Annotated in this window: 24 protein-coding genes; 11 read left to right on the forward strand and 13 right to left on the reverse strand. The window is 32.8% G+C overall.

The window, feature by feature from the left end; all coding sequences use genetic code 11:
- Positions 1-20 precede the first annotated feature (20 nt).
- The 4 genes from tpiA to FF52_RS03565 all read right to left on the reverse strand — a co-directional run bounded on the left by tpiA (position 21) and on the right by FF52_RS03565 (position 3,428).
- The gene (gene tpiA, locus FF52_RS03550; protein WP_008462994.1) at positions 21-773 is read right to left on the reverse strand and encodes a triose-phosphate isomerase; all 753 of its coding nucleotides are present in this window, start codon (positions 771-773) and stop codon (positions 21-23) included.
- Positions 774-868: 95 nt separating this feature from the next.
- Positions 869-1,366: a TlpA family protein disulfide reductase gene (locus FF52_RS03555; RefSeq protein WP_008462995.1), complete on the reverse strand. Its 498-nt coding sequence runs from the start codon at positions 1,364-1,366 to the stop codon at positions 869-871.
- 330 nt (positions 1,367-1,696) lie between these two features.
- Entirely contained in the window at positions 1,697-2,797 is a 1,101-nt protein-coding gene (locus tag FF52_RS03560; protein ID WP_008462997.1) for a BT_3928 family protein, read from the reverse strand.
- Between the two features lie 91 nt (positions 2,798-2,888).
- A complete protein-coding gene (locus tag FF52_RS03565; RefSeq protein ID WP_008462999.1) occupies positions 2,889-3,428 on the reverse strand; it encodes a DUF1599 domain-containing protein in 540 nt (179 codons plus the stop codon).
- 223 nt (positions 3,429-3,651) lie between these two features.
- Here FF52_RS03565 and folP point away from each other — a divergent pair, with 223 nt between their 5' ends.
- Positions 3,652-4,479, forward strand: coding sequence for a dihydropteroate synthase (folP, locus tag FF52_RS03570; protein ID WP_008463001.1), 828 nt, complete (start codon positions 3,652-3,654; stop codon positions 4,477-4,479).
- Between the two features lie 180 nt (positions 4,480-4,659).
- Complete coding sequence (locus tag FF52_RS03575; protein ID WP_008463003.1) at positions 4,660-5,292, forward strand: hypothetical protein; 633 nt, start codon at positions 4,660-4,662, stop codon at positions 5,290-5,292.
- A gap of 64 nt (positions 5,293-5,356) precedes the next feature.
- On the opposite strand, the gene FF52_RS23090 is transcribed toward FF52_RS03575, so the two are convergent.
- The 8 genes from FF52_RS23090 to FF52_RS03615 form a co-directional block, all read right to left on the reverse strand.
- Positions 5,357-5,824, reverse strand: a complete 468-nt coding sequence (locus FF52_RS23090) for a CHRD domain-containing protein (protein ID WP_008463005.1) — start codon at positions 5,822-5,824, stop codon at positions 5,357-5,359.
- Positions 5,825-5,997: 173 nt separating this feature from the next.
- Positions 5,998-6,471, reverse strand: coding sequence for a 23S rRNA (pseudouridine(1915)-N(3))-methyltransferase RlmH (gene rlmH, locus FF52_RS03585; protein ID WP_008463006.1), 474 nt, complete (start codon positions 6,469-6,471; stop codon positions 5,998-6,000).
- Positions 6,472-6,677: 206 nt separating this feature from the next.
- The gene (locus tag FF52_RS03590; RefSeq protein WP_008463008.1) at positions 6,678-6,983 is read right to left on the reverse strand and encodes an antibiotic biosynthesis monooxygenase family protein; all 306 of its coding nucleotides are present in this window, start codon (positions 6,981-6,983) and stop codon (positions 6,678-6,680) included.
- Positions 6,984-7,077: 94 nt separating this feature from the next.
- On the reverse strand, positions 7,078-8,493 hold the full coding sequence (locus FF52_RS03595; RefSeq protein ID WP_008463010.1) for an adenosine deaminase: 1,416 nt from the start codon (positions 8,491-8,493) through the stop codon (positions 7,078-7,080).
- 244 nt (positions 8,494-8,737) lie between these two features.
- A complete protein-coding gene (locus tag FF52_RS03600; RefSeq protein WP_008463011.1) occupies positions 8,738-9,022 on the reverse strand; it encodes a GNAT family N-acetyltransferase in 285 nt (94 codons plus the stop codon).
- A 5-nt stretch (positions 9,023-9,027) separates the two neighbouring features.
- Positions 9,028-9,423 carry an OsmC family protein gene (locus FF52_RS03605; protein ID WP_008463013.1) on the reverse strand — a complete coding sequence of 132 codons (396 nt, stop codon included), beginning with the start codon at positions 9,421-9,423 and terminating at the stop codon, positions 9,028-9,030.
- A gap of 2 nt (positions 9,424-9,425) precedes the next feature.
- Entirely contained in the window at positions 9,426-10,307 is an 882-nt protein-coding gene (locus FF52_RS03610; protein ID WP_008463015.1) for a pirin family protein, read from the reverse strand.
- 317 nt (positions 10,308-10,624) lie between these two features.
- Positions 10,625-11,725, reverse strand: a complete 1,101-nt coding sequence (locus FF52_RS03615) for a DNA alkylation repair protein (RefSeq protein WP_008463017.1) — start codon at positions 11,723-11,725, stop codon at positions 10,625-10,627.
- 205 nt (positions 11,726-11,930) lie between these two features.
- Between FF52_RS03615 and nadC the strand changes: the two genes are divergently transcribed.
- From nadC to priA, 5 genes are all read left to right on the forward strand, one after another.
- The gene (gene nadC, locus FF52_RS03620; protein WP_008463018.1) at positions 11,931-12,788 is read left to right on the forward strand and encodes a carboxylating nicotinate-nucleotide diphosphorylase; all 858 of its coding nucleotides are present in this window, start codon (positions 11,931-11,933) and stop codon (positions 12,786-12,788) included.
- A 72-nt stretch (positions 12,789-12,860) separates the two neighbouring features.
- Positions 12,861-13,784, forward strand: coding sequence for a YihY/virulence factor BrkB family protein (locus FF52_RS03625; RefSeq protein ID WP_008463019.1), 924 nt, complete (start codon positions 12,861-12,863; stop codon positions 13,782-13,784).
- 1 nt (position 13,785) lies between these two features.
- Positions 13,786-14,214 (forward strand): DUF2147 domain-containing protein, encoded by a 429-nt coding sequence (locus tag FF52_RS03630; protein WP_008463020.1) that lies wholly within the window; start codon positions 13,786-13,788, stop codon positions 14,212-14,214.
- A gap of 10 nt (positions 14,215-14,224) precedes the next feature.
- Positions 14,225-14,971 carry a subclass B1 metallo-beta-lactamase gene (bla-B1-FLAV, locus tag FF52_RS03635; RefSeq protein ID WP_008463021.1) on the forward strand — a complete coding sequence of 249 codons (747 nt, stop codon included), beginning with the start codon at positions 14,225-14,227 and terminating at the stop codon, positions 14,969-14,971.
- Between the two features lie 23 nt (positions 14,972-14,994).
- Positions 14,995-17,445, forward strand: a complete 2,451-nt coding sequence (gene priA, locus FF52_RS03640; protein WP_008463023.1) for a replication restart helicase PriA — start codon at positions 14,995-14,997, stop codon at positions 17,443-17,445.
- Positions 17,446-17,452: 7 nt separating this feature from the next.
- Here the strand turns inward: priA and FF52_RS03645 are convergent, their stop codons facing one another.
- Entirely contained in the window at positions 17,453-18,151 is a 699-nt protein-coding gene (locus FF52_RS03645) for a LytR/AlgR family response regulator transcription factor (RefSeq protein WP_008463025.1), read from the reverse strand.
- Between the two features lie 177 nt (positions 18,152-18,328).
- Between FF52_RS03645 and rpsF the strand changes: the two genes are divergently transcribed.
- The 4 genes from rpsF to FF52_RS03665 all read left to right on the forward strand — a co-directional run bounded on the left by rpsF (position 18,329) and on the right by FF52_RS03665 (position 20,085).
- Positions 18,329-18,670 (forward strand): 30S ribosomal protein S6, encoded by a 342-nt coding sequence (gene rpsF / locus FF52_RS03650; protein ID WP_008463027.1) that lies wholly within the window; start codon positions 18,329-18,331, stop codon positions 18,668-18,670.
- A 5-nt stretch (positions 18,671-18,675) separates the two neighbouring features.
- A complete protein-coding gene (gene rpsR, locus FF52_RS03655) occupies positions 18,676-18,972 on the forward strand; it encodes a 30S ribosomal protein S18 (RefSeq protein ID WP_002987043.1) in 297 nt (98 codons plus the stop codon).
- Positions 18,973-19,038: 66 nt separating this feature from the next.
- Positions 19,039-19,479, forward strand: coding sequence for a 50S ribosomal protein L9 (rplI, locus tag FF52_RS03660; RefSeq protein ID WP_008463036.1), 441 nt, complete (start codon positions 19,039-19,041; stop codon positions 19,477-19,479).
- Between the two features lie 132 nt (positions 19,480-19,611).
- Complete coding sequence (locus tag FF52_RS03665; protein WP_008463038.1) at positions 19,612-20,085, forward strand: DUF6495 family protein; 474 nt, start codon at positions 19,612-19,614, stop codon at positions 20,083-20,085.
- The last annotated feature ends 766 nt before the right edge of the window (positions 20,086-20,851 follow it).

A 20,851-nucleotide genomic window follows, 5' to 3' on the forward strand; every position in this document is an offset into this window, starting at 1 on the left:
CTAAAATCTAAAATCTAAAATTAAATAGCTGTAACAATAGCTAAGAAATCATCAGCTTTTAAAGCTGCACCTCCAATTAAACCACCATCTACGTCTGGTTTAGAGAAGATTTCTTTAGCGTTTTCTGGTTTAACAGAACCACCGTATAAAATAGAAACTTCATCAGCGATATCAGCTCCAAAAGCTTTGCGGATAGTTTCTCTGATGAATTCGTGCATTTCTTGAGCTTGCTCTGGCGAAGCAGTTTCTCCAGTTCCGATAGCCCAAACTGGCTCATAAGCTAAAACAATTTTAGACCAAGATTCTTTTGCAATATGGAAAACGCCATCACGCAATTGATTCTCAACAATGTTGAAGTGATTTCCAGACTGACGGTCTTTTAATTCTTCTCCAAAACAGAAAATAACTGTCATGTCATGTTTTAAAGCTGTATCTACTTTGTTTGCGATTAAAGCATCTGTTTCGTGGAAAATAGCTCTACGCTCTGAGTGGCCTAAGATTACGGTATTAACGCCAATGCTTGTTAACATATCTGCAGAAATTTCTCCTGTGAAAGCACCACCTTCAGCTTGGTGAACGTTTTGAGCAGAAACTCCGATAGTTGTATTTTTTAATTTAGTCGCTGCCGCTTGTAAGTTTACAAAAGTTGGCGCTACAATTACTTGTGCATTTGTTTTCGCTGGAATTTTAGCAATTAATTCGTTCAATAACTCTTCAGTTTGCGCAGCATTTTTATGCATTTTCCAGTTTCCTGCAACAATCGATTTTCTCATTTTGGTAGTTTTATATTATTTTTTTGTTTTTTGTTTGAAATTAAAGCATAGTCCAAATTGATATTGGAATTTTGACATTGCAATGTTATTGAAGCTTATTTCAATGATTGTAAAGTAGAATTGATTTTTTCGAAATCAGTTTCAATCGCTCTGTATAAAACGATTTTCCCTGTTTTGTCCACTACGATATATCTTGGAATCCAATCTAAATCAATCGCTTTTCCGAAAAGGCCTTTCATACCATCATTCATCATATAGTGATCGCCTTTATTTAATTCGTGTTTTTCGATTCCTGCTTTCCATTTATCAGCTGTTTTATCAGCCGAAATAAACAAGTAAGAAACATCAGGATTATTGGCTTGTAATTCTTTTAATTTTGGCATTGCTTTTACGCAGTCACCACACCAAGAAGCCCAAACTTCGATAACCAAAGTTTTTCCTTTATATTTTTTTAAGATGTTTTTGAAAGTAACCTGACTTCCGTCAGTGGCTAATAATTTCTCAGATAAAGCCTCTTTAGAAAAAGCTATTTTCTGTGCCTGTGTGCAAGAAAAAGAAATAAATGCAATTACGGCTAGGACTAATTGTTTCATATTTTATTAAAATTATTTTTTATTAAGGTACTGAATTCACAAAGTTAAACAAACAAATTGAATGCCAATTGCAGATTAACAAAATTTGAAGAGTCGTTTATTTTGTAACAAAATGGTGTTTTTTGGTTGAAAAAAGCGTTTTGAAAACGTAATAGTTGGCTGTGAAATCAAGTATTTTTTTGAAACTCCTTTTTTGGAAATAATTAAAAAGCATTTTTTTTGTTTTCGCAAATGAAAATTGAAGCAGAAAAACGTCAGATTTCATAAAAAGAGCCTTCAATAAAATTAAAATTATTGAAGGCTTTTTAGATTTATATGTTAATTGAAATATTATAACTTCAAATCATCTGTATCATTGTAGTGTACTTTTTGAGCAATAGTTCCATCATGTACCACAACAATGCTCGGATTTGCTCTTTCGACAGTTTTTAAAGCTGTTCCGTCGCAGAAATAGAAATCGATGTCTAAAGCGTAATCTTTTTTGGCTTTTGCAATTTCCTCAGCTCCAGAAGCCGTCATTCCGATTACTTTGTAACCTTTAGCTTTTGCATCTGCCGTAACTTTTGCTAATTTTTTCATTCCTTCCGGATTTGATAAGTTCAAATCGTAAGTTACATAGATAAGTAATTTAGGCTCTTTTAATAATTCTTCCTTATAGTCAGAATCATCTTTTGTCATGGTGAAATCATGAATTGGCGGAACGTATCCTTCTGAAATTACTTTGTCTTTTCTATCAACAAATACGGCACCTTCAGGAATATTCATCAAATCTTTTTCTGTAAATTCTTTATCAACACCATTTACTTTGTAGATAAAAATCATTTCAACAACCGATTTAGGCGCGCCTTCTGGAATTTCCATTCCTTTCTCGATGTTTGTTCCCACTTTATACGGACGGAAATCTTTAATCGGATTGTGATTTATAACCCAAACAGCCATGAATACACAAAGAACAATACTAATCAATACGATGATATTGGTAACTAGTTTAGAAAATAAAGGTTTTACTAATTTTTTATTGATGAATAAAATCAAGATAAAGAACAGTAAAACAACATCTTTTGTAAACGACTGCCAAGGCGTTAAATGTAAAGCATCTCCAAAACAGCCACAGTCTTTTACTACATCAAAATAAGCAGAGTAGAAGGTAAGGAAAGTAAAGAAGACAATTAAAAGCAATAATGCCCAAATCGTTAATTTTGATTTATAACCCACCAAAAGCATCACGCCTAAAACTACTTCTAAAATTACTAAGAAAATAGCTAATCCTAAAGCTAATGGCTCTAGAAATGGCATATTGAAAACCGGTTCACTAAAATATTCAGCAAGTTTATAAGAGAAACCAACAGGATCATTCAGTTTTATTAATCCGGAAATAATAAATAGCACGCCGACAAATAATCGGGAGAATTGGGTAATGATGTTTTTCATGGCAAATATTTAGGGTTTAAATTCTAAATTTTTAAATCCCAAACTCCAATATTAAAGTTGGAATTTGGGATTTTATTTTCTGGAATTTGATTTATTTTATAGGGTTTAAGATTAAAGCAAAAACAGAATAATTAATCATATCCTGATAATTAGCATCGATTCCTTCAGAAACAATTGTTTTTCCTTTATTATCTTCAATCTGTTTAACACGAAGCAATTTCTGCAGAATTAAATCGGTTAAAGAACTTACACGCATATCGCGCCAAGCTTCGCCATAATCATGATTTTTGGCTTCCATTAAATCTTTGGTAAGCTTTACTTTAGCATCATATAATTCAGTTGCTTTTTCAACATCAAGATCCGGCTGATCTACAACACCCAATTCTAACTGAATCAAAGCCATAATAGAATAATTGATGATTCCGATAAATTCTCCTTTTTCATCTTCATCCACTTTGCGGACTTCATTTTCTTGCAAACTTCTAATTCGCTGTGCTTTTATAAAAATTTGATCTGTCAATGATGGCAATCTTAAGATCCTCCAAGCACTGCCGTAATCTTTCATTTTATTGATAAACAAGGTGCGGCAAACCGCTATAACATTATCAAACTCTTGAGAAGTATTCTTCATTTATATGCTGTATATTTGCTAAAATTTCTTCAAAAATAAGGATAATTTTTTTAGAGTTTCAAGTTTAAGGCTCGCTTTGTTTCAAGTTTTTTCTAAACAAAGTGTTAATAGGGATAACTTGAAACGGAAAAATGTTTCAAGTTTCAGGTTTCAAGTTTTACGTTCCAGAACTTGTGCAATCTGAATCAACTTGAAACTTTAAACAAATAAAAACTTGAAACAAATGTTTATTAACTGCAAAGGCGAACTTATAGATTTATCGGTTCCTAAAGTAATGGGAATCCTAAATGTTACGCCAAACTCCTTCTTTGACGGAGGAAAATATAAAAACGAAGACGAGATTATTTCGCAAGTCGGTAAAATGCTTTCTGAAGGCGCAACATTTATCGATATTGGCGCTTATTCGAGCAAGCCAAGTGCCGAATTTGTCTCAGAACAAGAAGAAATTGACCGCATTGTTCCAGCTATAGAATTGATTTTAAAACATTTTCCACAAACGTCACTATCTATTGATACTTTTAGAGCTGAGGTTGCGAAAGCGAGCATAGAAAGTGGTGCAGCAATTATAAACGATATTGCGGCAGGAGAATTGGACGATAAAATGTTTGATGTTATCGCTAAATATAACGTCCCGTACATCATGATGCATATGCGAGGAAATCCGCAGACGATGCAAAGTTTGACACAATATGATGATATTATTAAAGAAATGCTTTTCTATTTTTCTGAGAAAGTGCAACAAGCAAGAAGTTTAGGAATTAACGATTTGATTTTAGATCCAGGTTTTGGTTTTGCCAAAACAACCGATCAAAATTATGAAGTAATGCAGAAAATGGAACTTTTTAATTTGTTGGAATTACCTGTCTTGGCAGGGATTTCAAGAAAATCAATGATTTACAAAACACTTGATATTACGCCACAAGAAGCTTTAAACGGAACAACGTTTCTAAATACAATCGCTTTGACAAAAGGAGCAAAAATTCTTCGTGTGCACGATGTGAAAGAAGCGGTGGAATGTGTTACTTTGTTTAATAAAATGAGTTTCGAATAATATTTAACGATCGTTTTGTCATTCCGAGGAACGAGGAATCACACTCGAAACTCGACAAACATTGGCGAATTTCTGAGAGGAAATACTAGTGTGATTGCTTTGCCAGTTCGCTATCGCTCGTGTCCTCGTTCCTCGGAATGACAAACTTTGTGCTAATTCTCTGTTAAAAAAATAAATACAATGAAATACTTCACTTTAATTATCGCTTTACTTCTTTTCTCCTGCGGAAAAAAAGAAGACGTCTTACTCCCAAAATCAAATGTCTCAATTGTAAAAGATGTGCAAGATCATTCGCCAATTTACATCTTTTTTAAAGTTGAAGGAAAGGACACAATCGCCGATTTAAATCGAAAAAGTGCCATAATTTCGACTAACTGGATTTTTAATATCGATAAACGTCTTCCTTTGAAATTGGTGATTCCTCACGTAATAAAAATGCAGGATAAAAAGCGAAACGAGAAAATGCATCAGAATGAAGAATCTGAAAACTATTATTCTTACGCAGATTCTGTTGGAAAGAATTTAGCTTTTCTGCCTTTTACAAAAGTGTTTTATAAAACGGAAAGACCCAAAATAGGAAATTTTGTAGTTTACTTTAAAAAGGGAAAACAACAGGTTTTTATGGGAAATAAAGAGATAAAAATTTCAGAGATATTAAAGCAATTCTATAGCATAAAGTTTGAGAAAGTGCCAGATTTGGTGTTTTTATTTGATAAGGATATGAGTTATGGAGAATACATTCAATACAAAATCCTATTGCAAAAAGAGGTAACGTATAATCTCGATAGACTACCAGTAGAATTTATTTTTTAATACGTTAACATAAAAAAACTAAAAAGCCTTTCTAATTCAAGAAAGGCTTTTTAGTTTTAAAAGTTTAATAACCACCGCCTCCGCCTCCGCCGTCTCCGCCAGAAGTGCCAGTTTTTGTCAGAGTACCGCTGATTTCTCCATTAGGATAAGCAGTAGTGTGTAAATTAACGTAATAATGATTGGCCATCAGCTCGGTAATTTGCGCGTCAGTAATAGAACCAGATACAGATATTGGAGAGGTTGATACGCTTGCATCAGGAAACGGAATAACAATTGTGCCGTCTGCCGCATGTATATGACCATGTATTGGTGTTAATCCTGAAAAATTTACTTTAAGATCAAACGTCTTGTTGGTTTGATTTAATTTTAGTGTTGCACTGCCTGAAGCTGAAGAAGTTGCGCCTGTAACTGGGGTCAAATTAGCAGTAAATGTCACAATTACTGGTGTTGTGTAATTGTCGTCGTCATTAGAACAAGAAGTTCCAATTAAAAGCAATAGTAGGATTGCCGAAAGGCGAAATAAAGATTTCATAATTATATGCTTTTTAGGTTAGAAGAATATTAAAAAACTATAATTATTAAATTTTATTAAGATTTAATAAATCACTATAAATTTACGATTTTATTTTCAGAAAAAGCTGTTTTATTGTGGTAAAACGCTGTTTTTTAGCTGTTTGTGTTTTGGTGATTTAGGAAGTAAATAGTTTATTGGTGATGATAAGGTTCGTTTCGTAAAATCGTAAAGCCGCGGTACAATTGTTCGATAAAAAACAGACGAACCATTTGATGCGAAAATGTCATTAGCGAAAGCGAAACTTTTCCTTGCGCTTTTTTATAAACCGTTTCAGAAAATCCGTAAGGTCCGCCAATCACAAAAACCAGTGTTTTTATACCGGAATTCATTTTCTTTTGCAGTTCTTCAGAAAATCCAACGCTTGAAAAAGTTTTCCCATTTTCATCCAATAAAATCAATTGATCGGTTGCAGAAAGTTTTGAGAGAATTAATTCGCCTTCTTTTTCCTTTTGCTGGCTTTCAGATAAGTTTTTTACGTTTTTGATGTCGGGAATAATCTCTAAATCAAATTTGATATAAAACGACAAACGTTTGGTATAATCGTCAATCAAAGTTTGAAGCGATTTATTGTCTGTTTTGCCTATTGCGATAAGTTTGATGTTCATTGGTTATTTTTTTTAGCCACGAATTAAACGAATTAGTACGAATTTAATTTAAACACATAGAGACATAGTTTTCTTTGTCTGCAAAAGGCGTTTCACTTATTGCAATGCACATAGCTATGTGTTAAAGCTTGCTTTTTCTCTAATCTTAAAACCGAAACAATTATATCTATGTTTCTATGTGTTTAATTTTTTTACCGCAAAGCAGTTTACGATTTTTTATTTTCAAAAATAGTCTCGAAATGTTCTACAATTGGAAACGGTTCGTAATAATGGTGCAAAATCTTTTTCCATTCCAAATATGCTTCAGAAGTTCTGAAACCTACCGTATGATCTTCAAGTGTATTCCAATCCACTAATAAAAGGTATTTGTTTTCAACTTCAAGACATTTTTCCAAACGATGCCCTAAATAACCATTGATTGAGGAAATGTATTGACTTGCTTTTGCAAAATCAGCTTCAAATTGATTGGCTAATTTTGGTTTTATATATAGAAATGCTGCTTCTAGAATCATATTTAAATGAATTTTATCTGCTTGATTTGCTAAATCTGCGGGAAAAAATTATACTCACGCAGATTTAGCAGATTTGGCTGATTTTATTTTTTTACTAGTTTTTAGAAAACTTCGCTTCAAAAGTTTTAAAACGATTATCTAAATCTTTAATCAATTGTTTTTTAACCGATTCATCTTGAATGAAACTGTAATTGATACTGTTATAAACGTACTTTTTGATCGTTTGATAATTCACATCAGGATATCTTTTTGCCAGTAAAACATATTGCTCTGTCATATTGCTTCTTAAAATTCCCGCATCGTCTGTACTGATTACAATTGGCACATTAAACTCTTTATAAAGCGTAAACGGATGTCTATTTTCTTTTACTTTCAAAATGAATTCGTTACTCACTAAATTGATTTCAATTGGAATATTTTTTTGAGCCATATATTTCAATAAATCATACGAATTGGCTTCGTAAGCAATATCAACTCCGTGACCAATTCTGTTAGCGCCTGCCACATAAATCGCATCGTTGATGTGCCACGTTAATTCTTCTGGCTGAACCAAACCTAAAGTTAATTCACCGGCATGAAGCGTATATTTTACGTCTGGAAATTTAGAATGGCAATATTTGAACATCACCATATGTAACCAGTAATCTTTCATAGAGTTTTCGCCATGTTCTGGAGAAACGATGTTTACACCTGCAGTTAGTTTGCTTTCGCTTGACGAAATGAAAGCAATAACCAGATTTTTAAATAAATCTACAGGTTCCATAAAACGAAGTACAAAGTTTTGATAACGCATCGTGAACTTTTCATCATCAATTTTTAAGTCTTTGTGAAGTTTCGCTAAGAAATTGGTATTGAAATCATCGGCATATTTTTTGGCATCTTTTTTCTGAAGCGATTTGTACAATTCATCCAAAAGTTTTAAAACCGCTTTTTCATCTTTTTGAGTTGAAGCCTGGCGTAATTTGGCGTTAAAATCATTTAAATCAGAAACGTTCATATCACATGGAATAGTCGATAATTGTGTTTCTATATAACTTACGTTTTCGGCAATGGCACGTTTTTTTAATTCGAGCATTCCCTCTGCAAAATGACCTTGAATGGTTGGTTCAAACTTCATAAAAGAATCAAAAAATTGATCATCAGAAGGTACAGAGCCATTATAATCTTTAACAGACCAAGTCTGCATAATTTGCTGTTCGTAGTGCTCTAATTTTCCTTTATTTTTAAGAGATGAAAAGTTTTCCCAGTTTCCGTTTGAAGGTTTGGTTTTAGAAACGGCCATAGTTTCCAGATTCAAATAAAAGTCTTCTGCAATAGCTCTTTCCAAAAGAGGTTCTGCATAAACTGATCCTGAAAAATGATGGTGTAAATCGCCTCCTTTAGGCATTTGTTGAAAGAAAGCTGTTAAGAGAGCTTCATTATTCCTGATTTTTTCTAAATAACTCTCAGCCGATTGAGAAAAGCCGATTTGTGCTATAAAAATACAGAAAAGCGTAATTATTCTTGTCATACTCTAAGATTAAATTACGCGCAAATATACGAGTTTTCGGAGAAATTTGAAAATTTGTTTTCTGTTGCGGTGAGTTTTACCGCAAAGAGCGCTAAGATTTATCGCAAAGTTCGCAAGGTTTTATTCCAAGCTTAACTTAATATAAACGCCAAAGTTCGCAAAGCTTTGTCTAAAAAGCTTTGCGAACTTTGCGTTATTCTTTGTGTGCTTTGCGGTAAAAAAAAAACTTAGAACCTTTAGCATCTCACGAAAAAAGCACATCACGTATTTCTTCCACTTTATCAAAAACACTTTTTGCAAAAGGACAAAGCGGGATAATTTTTAAGTTGTTTGCTCTAGCATAATCAACAGAAGCCATAACTAGTTTTTTGCCGACACCTTTTCCGTTAAAATCTGGACTTACTTCGGTATGATCGATGATGAATTTTGAGTCTCCTGCCCAAGTATACGTCATTTTTCCTGCTTCTTTTCCGTCTTCTACGGCTTCAAAATAGCCTCTTTTTATATCGTTTATTTGTTGAATTTCCATGATAATTATATTAGTGTGGTTTTGATTTCGATTGAATGTGTCAATGTTTTATGAATTGGACAACTGTTTGCAATCGTTTCCAGTCTTTGTCTTTGCGTTTCGTCAACTTCACCGATTACTTCAATTCTTCTGGTAAATGAGGTGCAATTTCGCTCAGAATCTCTTTCGAAATCAATTTTGATATTGATTTCTTCAACATTCCATTGTTTGCGATTAATGTACATTCTTAAAGTAATTAAGGTACAAGAAGCTAATGATGACGCTAAAAGTTCAGTAGGATTTAGACCTAAATTTTTTCCGCCTAAAGATTGTGGTTCATCTGAAATTAAAACATTTCCGCTGGCAGATGTGATTTCCGTTCGATACAGGCGCGTATCTATTTTTGCTGAAAGTGTATCCATAATTATTTAATTCTTGGTTCTGGTAATGGAACAAATTCGGTTTCGCCAGGAACTTTTGGGAAAGTTTGGTTTGCCCAATCCATTTTTGCTTTTTCGATGAGGTTTTTATCAGAAGAAACAAAGTTCCAAAAGATAAAATGTTCTTCAGGAAATGGCTGTCCGCCAAAAAGATAAACCGTAGAATTTTCAGCAATTTCGAACTCGCAAAGCGAAGCTTCAGTTGTAATTAAAATCTGTTTTGGATCGTAAACATGTTCGCCATTTTTAATGCTTCCTTCCAAAATATACAAACCGCTTTCACCAAATAAATGATGTCCGATATTGATTTTTTTAGCTTCTTTACTTTTAATTTCAATAAAGCATAACGGACTGTAAACAGGAACTGGCGATTTTTTGCCAAAAGCTTCACCAGCAATTAATTTATATGAAACACCGTCTTCTTCCCAAGCTGGAATATCATCTGCTTCCACATGCGTGAAATTCGGATCCATTTGTTCCAATTCTTTCGGAAGCGCTACCCAAATCTGCAATCCGTGAAGCATTTTGTCTGAATGTCTTAAATATTCTGGAGTTCTTTCAGAATGAACGATGCCTTTTCCAGCCGTCATCCAGTTTACGGCTCCAGGTTTTATTTCCAATTCTGTTCCTAAACTGTCGCGGTGCATAATGCTTCCTTCGAATAAAAAAGTAAGCGTTGAAAGTCCGATATGCGGATGCGGAGGAACATCCATATTTTCATGGTCACTTAAATGTGCTGGCCCCATATGATCGATAAATACAAATGGCCCAACGGCTCTTTTTTCACGGAAAGGCAATAAACGGCCTACCAAAAAGTTGCCAATATTGGCAGCACGTTCTTCGATTATTAAACTGATATTTGACATTGTTTTATTTGATTTGAAAACAAAATTACAGTAGTTGTGTTTGTCTGTAACTTAATTTAGATTAAGAAACTTGTTTTTGGATTTTTTTTTGAATTATAAAAATAAGAAAAAACGTTGGTTAAGTTTTAGGATATGATTAAATTTAAGTTTAGAAGTCCCAGAGGGACAAAACATTTATAGCAAATAAAATATAACATCACCAAAAGCCCCATCGAGGCGAAATAAATGTCGCTCCGCTGGGGCTTTTTTGCGGTAACTATGATGTTTTCTATAAATATTTTGCTCCGCTGGAGCATGAAAATTAAATTTTTTTTTGTCTAACCAATCAACTGAAATTCCAAAACCTCACTTTCAGTTCCATTAATAATAATCGACAATTGATGCGCTCCAGTATGAAAAACTCTAGTTGTGATTAACTTAAAAGATTGGTTTCTTTCAATTTTGGTTAATTGATTTGGATGATACACCTTTTCACTAATTTTAAAGACTTTTTTTGCTAAATGTCCTTTTGCTTTTTTATAATGAACGGCATATTCTAAACGAACCGTTTTTGGCTCTTCGTTTTTATTATTTAAATGAAATTGAAACCGAAGATAATCACCAATTTTTACAACAGGAGTTTTGATTTCGAAAGAAGAAAGTTCAATATTAGTGCTTTCTAAACCATAATGGCTTAAAATTTCAGGATGACCTTGTTTTAATAAAGTTCGCGAGCCATGCTTGATAATTGCATCTGTTTCTTTGCTGTGGCCTTTCCATTTCGAAGCAATTGCGAGCACAATCTGCGGATTATCTTTAGCAATATCGTTTAAATTATTGGCAACGCTTCTACGGACATATTCTGAAGGATCATTTTTTAAATTCTCCAAAATCGGCAGAATAGAAGAAGGATCTTTCTTTAAAAACGGAATAGCCATTGCCCATGGTAATCTCGGGCGAGAACCTTCGCTTGCTAGACGGCGAACGTGATGATTTTTATGCAATGACCATTTTATCATTTCGTCAATCATTTTCTCTTTATACTTTAAAATGAAAGGGCGAACGGCAAATTCACAGCTTATAAATTGGGTTACAGAAACAAAAGCTTTTTTCGAAGTTTCAAAATCGTCTAAACCGTACATCTCAATATAATCGGCAAAGAAGACGAAAGCCAGATTTCCTTCTGTAAAACTATTTTTCTTTAAACTTTCTATGATTTTATCAATCAATGAAACAGCTTCGGGAAAATTTTGAGGCATAAATTGATGTAACACTACTGTTGTATGTTTCATTCTTTCTTTCCATTCCTTTTGAGCAAAATCGCCTTCATAAATCGCTTCAATAAATTTTTGTTTATTGAATGCTGGATATACTTCGGCAACAGCCTGAGTAAATTTTTCGTAAAAAGTAACGGAGTAAATGTCTTTAATTAAACCCATGATTTTTGTTTGATTGAACTTCAAAGATATTTAATTGAACGCTTATTAAGAGATTAAGTGTTGTTAAGAATTGTAACTTTATTTTTCAGAATATCTTAAGGGTTAAAAAAGAGATATTTAATGTTTTGCATAATTTTTCATGTTATTGGAATTTTCAAATCCATAAAATATATCCTAATTTAGCATTATTATTAAAAACAGAAAAATGATAAGCAAAGTTCAATTTCAAGCAGAATTAAAACTCTTAATAGAAAATGCCATAAGAGAAGATGTCGGACCGGGCGATTATAGTTCGCTTGCGTGTATTCCTGATACAGCTCATGGTCAGGCAAAGCTATTGGTAAAAGATCAGGGAATTATTGCTGGAGTTGAACTTGCCAAAATGATATTCGAATATGTAGATCCGAAACTTAAAGTAAAAACATTTATTGAAGACGGTACGCGTGTAGAATATGGTGAAATTGTTTTTGAAGTTTCTGGCAGCTCGCAATCTATTTTAAAAGCTGAAAGAGTGGTTTTGAATACTATGCAGAGAATGTCTGCAATTGCTACAAAAACCAACCATTTAATGAGCCTTTTGGAAGGAACAAATGCAAAGATTTTGGATACGCGCAAAACAACTCCAAATTTTAGAGTGGCAGAAAAATGGGCTGTAAAAATTGGCGGAGGCGAGAATCATCGATATGCGTTATATGACATGATCATGCTGAAAGACAATCATATTGATTTTGCTGGCGGAATTACACGCGCTATTGCAAAAACTAAAGAATATTTGAAAGAGAATAATCTTGACTTGAAAATTATTGTTGAAGCTCGTGATTTGGATGAAATCAGAGAAATTTTATTGAGCGATGGAGTTCACAGAATCCTGATAGATAACTTTAACTATGAAGATACAAAAACGGCAGTCAATTTGATTGGTTCAAAATGCCAGACAGAATCTTCTGGAAATATCAGCGAAAAAACAGTTCGCGAATATGCTTTATGCGGTGTGAATTATATTTCGTCAGGTGCTTTAACGCATTCTGTCTATAATATGGATTTGAGCCTAAAAGCTTTTTAAAATTTTGATTGTAATTATCTATTTTAAAATCTAAGAAATCTAACATCTAAGAAGTCTAAAAATCTATAAAATATGTCGAAAGAGATAGAAGATCGGATTGAGAAGCTGCCTGTAATACGCAATCTGGCCCGACTTTTTAAAAGAATAAAATTCCCTTGGTTAGAGGGATTTTCTTTGTATGATTTGCTCGAAATGTACTCTTTGGGAATTCTTGAAGGGGCTTTTTCATATCATGCAAGTGCTGTTTCTTTTAGCTTTTTCATGGCATTATTTCCTTTTGCTTTATTTATTTTAAACTTAATTCCGTTTATTCCGATAGATAATTTTCAGGAAGATTTTCTACAGTTTGTGCAGCAGAGTGTACCTCCAAATACATTTGATGCAATTAGTAAAATTATCAGCGATATTTTAAACAATAGTCACTCGGGATTATTATCGTCTGGGTTTTTGCTTTCGATTTTTTTGATGGCAAATGGAATTAATGGGATTTTGAGTGGTTTTGAATCTTCAAAACATGTTTTTGATAAACGCGGATTTTTTAAGCAGTATCTCGTTGCCTTAGCGATTTCTCTTGTAATGACGGTTATTCTGTTTGTGACAGTAGCTACAATTGTAGTTTTTGAGGTTTTCATTCAAAAAACCATTATTCAAGATGTGCTGAGTGATCGTATTCCGCTGATTATTTTAGGACGATATTTATTCGTTATCTTAATGATTTTGATAACATCTTCAATATTATTGCGTTATGGAACAAAGCAGTATAATAAAGTACCTTTTATTAGTATTGGTTCTGTTTTTACCACGGTCTTAATTGTTATATCTTCATTCTTTTTTGGGATTTGGGTTATAAAATTTTCAAAATACAACGAACTTTATGGTTCAATTGGGACATTATTAATTCTAATGTTTTATATTTGGATAAACTGTATGATTCTGCTTTTAGGGTTCGAATTGAATGCTTCTATCAGAAAATTAAAACAAAAAAAAGAAAAATAATATGAAAAATTTGATGCTAACTATCGGAGTGTTCTTCTTTGCCCTAACCATGCAAAGTCAAAGTGTAATTGGAAAATGGAAGACAATTGACGATGAAACTGGCGAAGCAAAATCGATTGTTGAGATTTACGAGAAATCAGGAAAAATATATGGCAAGGTAGTGGATATACTTCGTGAAGGCCACAAGAAAGATGTTTGTGTAAAATGTGATGGTGCCGAAAAAAACAAACCCATTTTAGGAATGGTTATTATAAACGGACTTAAAAAGGATGGTTCTGAATATAACGGAGGGACAATTTTGGATCCTACAAGTGGTAAAAAATACAAATGTTATGTTACTTTAGAATCTGCCGATAAATTGAAACTACGAGGTTATGTTGGGATTTCTTTAATGGGTAGAACACAATATTGGACTAGAGTAAAAAGCTAATTAAAATCTAATGCGAAAATTAACTTCGATAATTTTATTCTTAGTCGCAGTTTCAAATAATTTTGGACAATCTAAGAATTCGCCATTACCAATAAGTCATCTAACAGGTGACTTTTATGTTTATAAAACATTTCATGATTACAACGGAACACTGATTTCTGCCAATGCCATGTATCTAGTTACAGATAAAGGTGTTGTGCTTTTTGATGCGCCTTGGGATAAAACGCAGTTTCAACCTTTGCTCGACAGTATAAAAGCAAAACATAATAAAGACGTTATAATGCTTTTTGGTACGCATTCTCATGATGATCGTGCAGGAGGATTTGATTTTTATAGAAAAAATGGAATTAAAACCTATTCAGGTAAATTAACCGACGATATTCTGAAAAGCAAAAATGAACCAAGAGCGGAGTTTGTAATTCCAAATGATACTACTTTTACTGTCGGACAATATAAGTTTGAAGTCTATTATCCAGGAAAAGGACATGCGCCAGATAATATCGTAGTGTGGTTTGGAAAAGATAAAATTCTTTATGGTGGATGTTTTATAAAAAGCGCTGAAGCGAAAGATTTAGGCTATTTAGGAGATGCTGATGTCAAAGAATGGGAGAAATCAATCAAGAAAGTTCAATTAAAGTTTAAAAATCCAAAGTATGTTATTCCGGGACATGATGGCGGAACAACCAATAAATCAATAGATCATACTTTAAAATTGGTTAAGGAGTATTTGGCTCAAAATTCTACCGAAAAAAAGTAACTTTGCATTCATATCTATAGTACATGTTTTTTATCGAAGTTATTTTACCACTTTCCTTAGCAAAAACCTTTACATATCGTGTTTCTGAGGCTGAATTCCATTTTATAAAAAAAGGAATGCGGGTTGCGGTACCTTTTGGTAAAAGTAAAATATATACGGCGCTCGTTTTGGATGTTCATGAAAATGCACCAACATTGTATGAGGCTAAAGAAATTCATCAGATTTTGGATGAAAAACCAATTGCGACCGAAATCCAGATTAAACACTGGCTTTGGGTTGCAAATTATTATATGTGCGGTATTGGAGACGTGTATCGCGGAGCTTTTCCAAGCGGATTACTGTTAGAAAGTGAAACCATTATTTCGCATAAACCTGATGTTGTTGTAAATGATAGCGAACTTTCTGATGATGAGTTTTTGATTTATGAAGCTTTGCATCATCAGAGTTCACTGAAGATTCAGGAAATTGTTTCAATTTTAAATAAAAAGAATATACTTCCAATTTTGCAGAAATTGATTGCGAAGGATATTATTTTTTTGGATGAAGAAATAAAAGAAACCTACAAGCCAAAATTGGTTCGGTATGTAAAATTACATTCTAAATACGAATCGGATAATGGTTTGGAAGAATTGCTGACGGTGCTGAAAAATGCTAATAAGCAAAAAGAAATCGTTTTGGCTTATTTTCAAATCAGTGCCTCAGAAAAAAAGCCAATTACAGTAAAGAAGCTTACTGAAATTTCAAATGCAGGCTCAGCAGCTGTAAAATCTTTGATTGAAAAAGAAATATTTGAAGAATATTATTTGCAGCATGACCGTGTTGCATTTGATGGAGAAAAAACGGAAAAGGAATTGCAGTTGAGCCAAGCGCAAGAAAAAGCTTTTTCTGAGATCAAAAACAGCTTTTTAGAGAAAGAAGTTTGCTTGCTGCATGGTGTAACTTCGAGCGGCAAGACTGAGATTTATATTAAGTTAATAGAAGAATATCTGCATACAGGAAAACAGGTTTTGTATCTCTTGCCTGAAATTGCACTTACCACACAACTCGTTTCGAGACTACGTCTTCATTTTGGCGATAAAGTAGCTGTTTTTCATTCAAAATACAGCAATAATGAAAGAGTTGAGGTTTGGAGGCAAACGCTTGAGAATTCGCCTAAAGCACAAATTGTAATAGGAGCGAGATCGGCTTTATTCTTGCCATTTAATGATTTAGGGTTATTAATTGTTGACGAAGAGCATGAGCAGACTTTCAAACAGACTGATCCTGCGCCCAGATATCATGCGAGAGATGCGGCTATAGTTTTGGCTAATTTTCATAAAGCTAAAGTTTTATTAGGCTCAGCAACGCCTAGCATCGAAACTTATTTTAACACTCAAAATGACAAATACGGATTGGTAACTCTTTCCGAACGTTATAAAAATGTTCGTTTGCCTGAAGTCGTTTTGGTAGATATAAAAGACAAGCATTTCAGAAAAAGAATGACAGGGCATTTTAGCGATCTTTTAATTGAAGAAATTGCAGAATCATTGTCATTGGGCGAACAAGTTATTTTATTTCAAAATAGAAGAGGATATTCGCCTATAATTGAATGTTTGACTTGTGGGCATGTTCCGCATTGCCAGCAGTGCGATGTTAGTTTGACGTATCATAAACACAAAAATCAGCTTCGTTGCCATTACTGCGGTTATTCGATTGCAAAACCTACAAATTGCCACAGCTGTTCAAGTATTGATTTGACTACAAAAGGATTTGGGACAGAGCAAATTGAACAGGAATTGTCTTCACTTTTTCCAAAAGCTAAAACAGCCAGGATGGATCAAGATACTACTCGAGGCAAGTTCGGTTTCGAAAAAATAATAGATACATTTAAAAATCGTGAAATTGATATTTTAGTCGGTACACAAATGCTAGCCAAAGGACTTGATTTTGATAATGTTGGTTTGGTTGGAATAATGAACGCCGATAATATGCTTCACCATCCCGATTTTAGGGCTTTTGAGCGTAGTTTCCAGATGATGACTCAGGTTGCAGGAAGAGCAGGAAGATCTGAAAAACAAGGGAAGGTTGTCATCCAGACTTATAACCCTAATCATAATACAATTCAGCAGGTTACAAACCATAATTATATAGGTATGTATAAAGAGCAATTGTATGACAGACAAATCTATAGATATCCACCTTATTTCAGAATTATAAAACTTACGCTAAAACACAAAGATTTCGACAAACTGAAAGAGGGGGCAATGTGGCTGTATCAGGTTTTGAGCCAGAATTTAGGAATGCCGGTTTTAGGGCCAGAAGAACCTGCTATAAGCAGAATACGAAATGAATATATCAGAACTATTTTGATTAAGATTCCGCAAAATCTTCACTTAGGAAACACAAAAAAAACTATTCAGAAAATGCTGAATAGTTTTGAAGCTGTGGCCCAATACAGGGCTATAAAAGTTGTGATTAATGTAGATTTCTATTAAATAGCAGTTAAGAAGAAGTTGAGAGTGCTTTTACTAAATCTTCTTTTTTGTTGCGGCTTAATGGTATTTTGGTAATTCCTATTTCGGCAAATTTGCTGTTAAAACGCTCAACCTTATCTATATTAATAATATATGATTTGTGAACACGGATAAATTTGTCTTTCGATAAATCATTTTCAAAAGATTTCATGGTAGAAAGAACCAGATTGCTGTCATCCTCGGTTACTACTCTCACGTAATCTCCAAAAGCTTCAATCCATTTTATTTTTGAAGTGAAGATTTTAAGTTTTTTTAGATTACTTTTGATAAATATATGCTCGCCTTCTTCTTCTTTGATGTCTTTTTTGAGCAGATGCATATCGATTGCTCTTTTTACAGAGGCGTTAAAGCGATCTACTGCAATTGGTTTTTGAAGATAGTCGGTAGCGTCATAGTCGAAAGCTTTTAAAGCGTATTCGGCTTTAGATGTGATAAATATAATCTGCGGTTTTGATTTTAGTCCGTCAAGGAAATCAAAGCCGTTAATAACTGGCATTTCTATATCAAGAAATATTAAATCGATATTATTTAATGAGATACAACTTTTTGCTTCAATTGCATTAGAAAAATCCCCGATTAAATGCAAGCCTGGGTGATTATTAACCAATTTGGCAATAATTGTCCTTTGTATAGAACTATCATCTACAACAACACAGTTTAGTTTCATAACATTTAAATTTAGAATAAATTCAGGATAGCAGTAGTAAATGTATTATTTTTTTGTAAAAAAAACTAAAGTTGAGGCATCTTTTTTGCATTACGACGAATAAAAGAAAAAAAATGTTGCATATATAAATTAAATGCTTACTTTTGCACCCAATTTTAACAAATAAATTTTTTATTTATGAATCATTATGAAACTGTTTTCATTTTAAATCCCGTTTTATCTGAGGTTCAGGTGAAGGAAACAGTAACGAAATTTGAAGAATTTCTTACTAGTAGAGGAGCTGAAATGGTATCGAAAGAGGATTGGGGTCTTAAAAAAATGGCTTACGAAATCCAAAACAAAAAAAGTGGTTTTTATCACTTATTCGAATTCAAAGTTCCAGGAGAAGTTCTACTTGCTTTTGAAACTGAATTTAGACGTGACGAAAGAGTTATGCGTTTCTTAACTGTAAGTTTAGATAAACATGCTATTGCGTGGGCGGAAAGAAGAAGAGCAAAATTAAAATCTACTAAAGCGTAATTATTATGTCTACAATTGAGCAATCTGCAAAAGGAAAAAAAGACGGAGATATCAGATATTTAACGCCTTTAAACATTGAAACTAACAAAACTAAAAAGTATTGCCGTTTCAAAAAATCTGGAATCAAATATATCGATTATAAAGATGCTGATTTCTTATTGAAATTCGTTAATGAGCAAGGAAAAATTCTTCCTCGTCGTTTAACTGGAACTTCATTAAAATACCAAAGAAAAGTTTCTGTAGCTGTAAAAAGAGCTCGTCACTTAGCTTTAATGCCATACGTGGCCGATTTATTAAAATAGTATAAAAATCTAGTCGCTGGTTTCTGTTAGAACAGAACCTAACTTCTAAAATATAAGGACAACAACATGGAAATTATTTTAAAACAAGACGTACAGAACTTAGGATTTAAAGATGATGTAGTATCTGTAAAACCTGGTTACGGACGTAACTTTTTAATTCCTCAAGGTTTTGCTACTTTAGCAACACCTTCTGCTAAAAAAGTTTTAGCTGAAAACCTAAAACAAAGAGCACACAAAGAAGCTAAAATTGTTGCTGATGCAAAAGCGTTAGCAGAAACAATTAAAGCTCTTGAAATTAAAATTTCTGCAAAAGCTGGTGGAGAGAAACTTTTTGGTTCTATCACAAACATCGACATTGCTGAAGCTTTAGAAAAATCTGGAAACGTTATCGACAGAAAATTCATCACTAGTGGTATCGTAAAACGTATTGGAAAATACAATGCAAGTATCCGTTTACACAGAGATGTAATTGTTGAGTTACCATACGAAATTGTTGCTGAAAAGTAATAGTTTTAAAACCTATATTAAAATCCCGATGTAAATCGGGATTTTTTTTGTTTAAAAAAAAACTGACACTAACAATTAGATTTATGGCTGAGGCTTAGAGCTTGCAGCGTAAAGTTTAAAACTTAAAGGGAAATGAAATACGCGAGATTAACAAAAGAGCAGTTTGATGAATTACATGCTGAATTTGCAAGTTTTTTGGCTACACAAGCAATAGATAGAAAGGAGTGGGAAGAACTTAAAGTTAATAAACCAGAAGTTGCAGAACAGGAACTTGATGTTTTTTCAGATTTGATCTGGGAAGGCGTATTGACTAGAGCAGAATATTTGGAGCACTTTTCTAAGAATCATATCTTTTTATTTCATTGTTTTGATACCTACATTCAATCTATTGTTTTAAAATCATTTTCTCCTGAAGTTGATTTTTTAACTAAAGACGGACTTCAATGGTTGAGTGATAATATGTTTACTGACAATATTGAAATGAAGGTAGGGAAGAAGGTGTTTACAGAGGAACGAAATTCTTCAATTTTTGAATTGATTAAACAAGGTGCTTTTTTAAGTGACGGTCAATTATTTAATCAAATTAATACCATTATCGAATCTTAATTCTAGTTTTTTTGAAAACGTCTAAATGGCAATCAATTCACAAATAATTGTTTGCCATTTTTTATTTTTTAACTTTTGTTTAATGTTTTTGTTAATTTTGACCCCGTATTTCTACGTGATTATTTCTAATCTTTCAATATATTGAAAAAAGAACTTTTTTTTTGGGGTAAATTACTTAAATGAACTCTTTAACAGACAATTTCGCCTTTAAAATCTGTTAAATATGTAGGATTTTACTTTATTTATATCGATTTAACATATTTTGTTTATTATTTTATCTAGTGAATAAACAGCATAGAAATTATGTTAAATGTAGCGATTTTTCTAATGTTTTGCGTCGTCCAGAGTTTTCGAATTAAAGATTTAAGAATAAATTATAAGAATTTTAGGCTTGTTTTATGTTTTTGTTTTTCCTAATTTTAGATAACAAAAGTTAAACAAAGTTTTTCTTTTGGTTTCTAAACATACAGGTAAAATTATTTTACTAATTGTTGAGATTGAAATTAGAACAATTAAATAATAACTTAATAAGTCTGCTTATGGAATTGACAATTACTTTCTTTATCAAATTTACTTTAGTTGTTTACCTTATTTTAGCTTTATTTTTTACTCTATTAAGCTTACTTCGTCTCAACGATAATTTTAATCGTTATAATATATTTAGTTTTTTGTCAAAACGTTTACCTTTTGGTTTGCTGTCTTATAATTACCCCATTGGGTGTGCTAATTGTAAGGAGTAATAATTTTATTGGATATAATGAAGATT

The sequence above is a fragment of the Flavobacterium sp. F52 genome, assembly GCF_000278705.1.
Taxonomy (GTDB): Bacteria; Bacteroidota; Bacteroidia; order Flavobacteriales; family Flavobacteriaceae; genus Flavobacterium; species Flavobacterium anhuiense.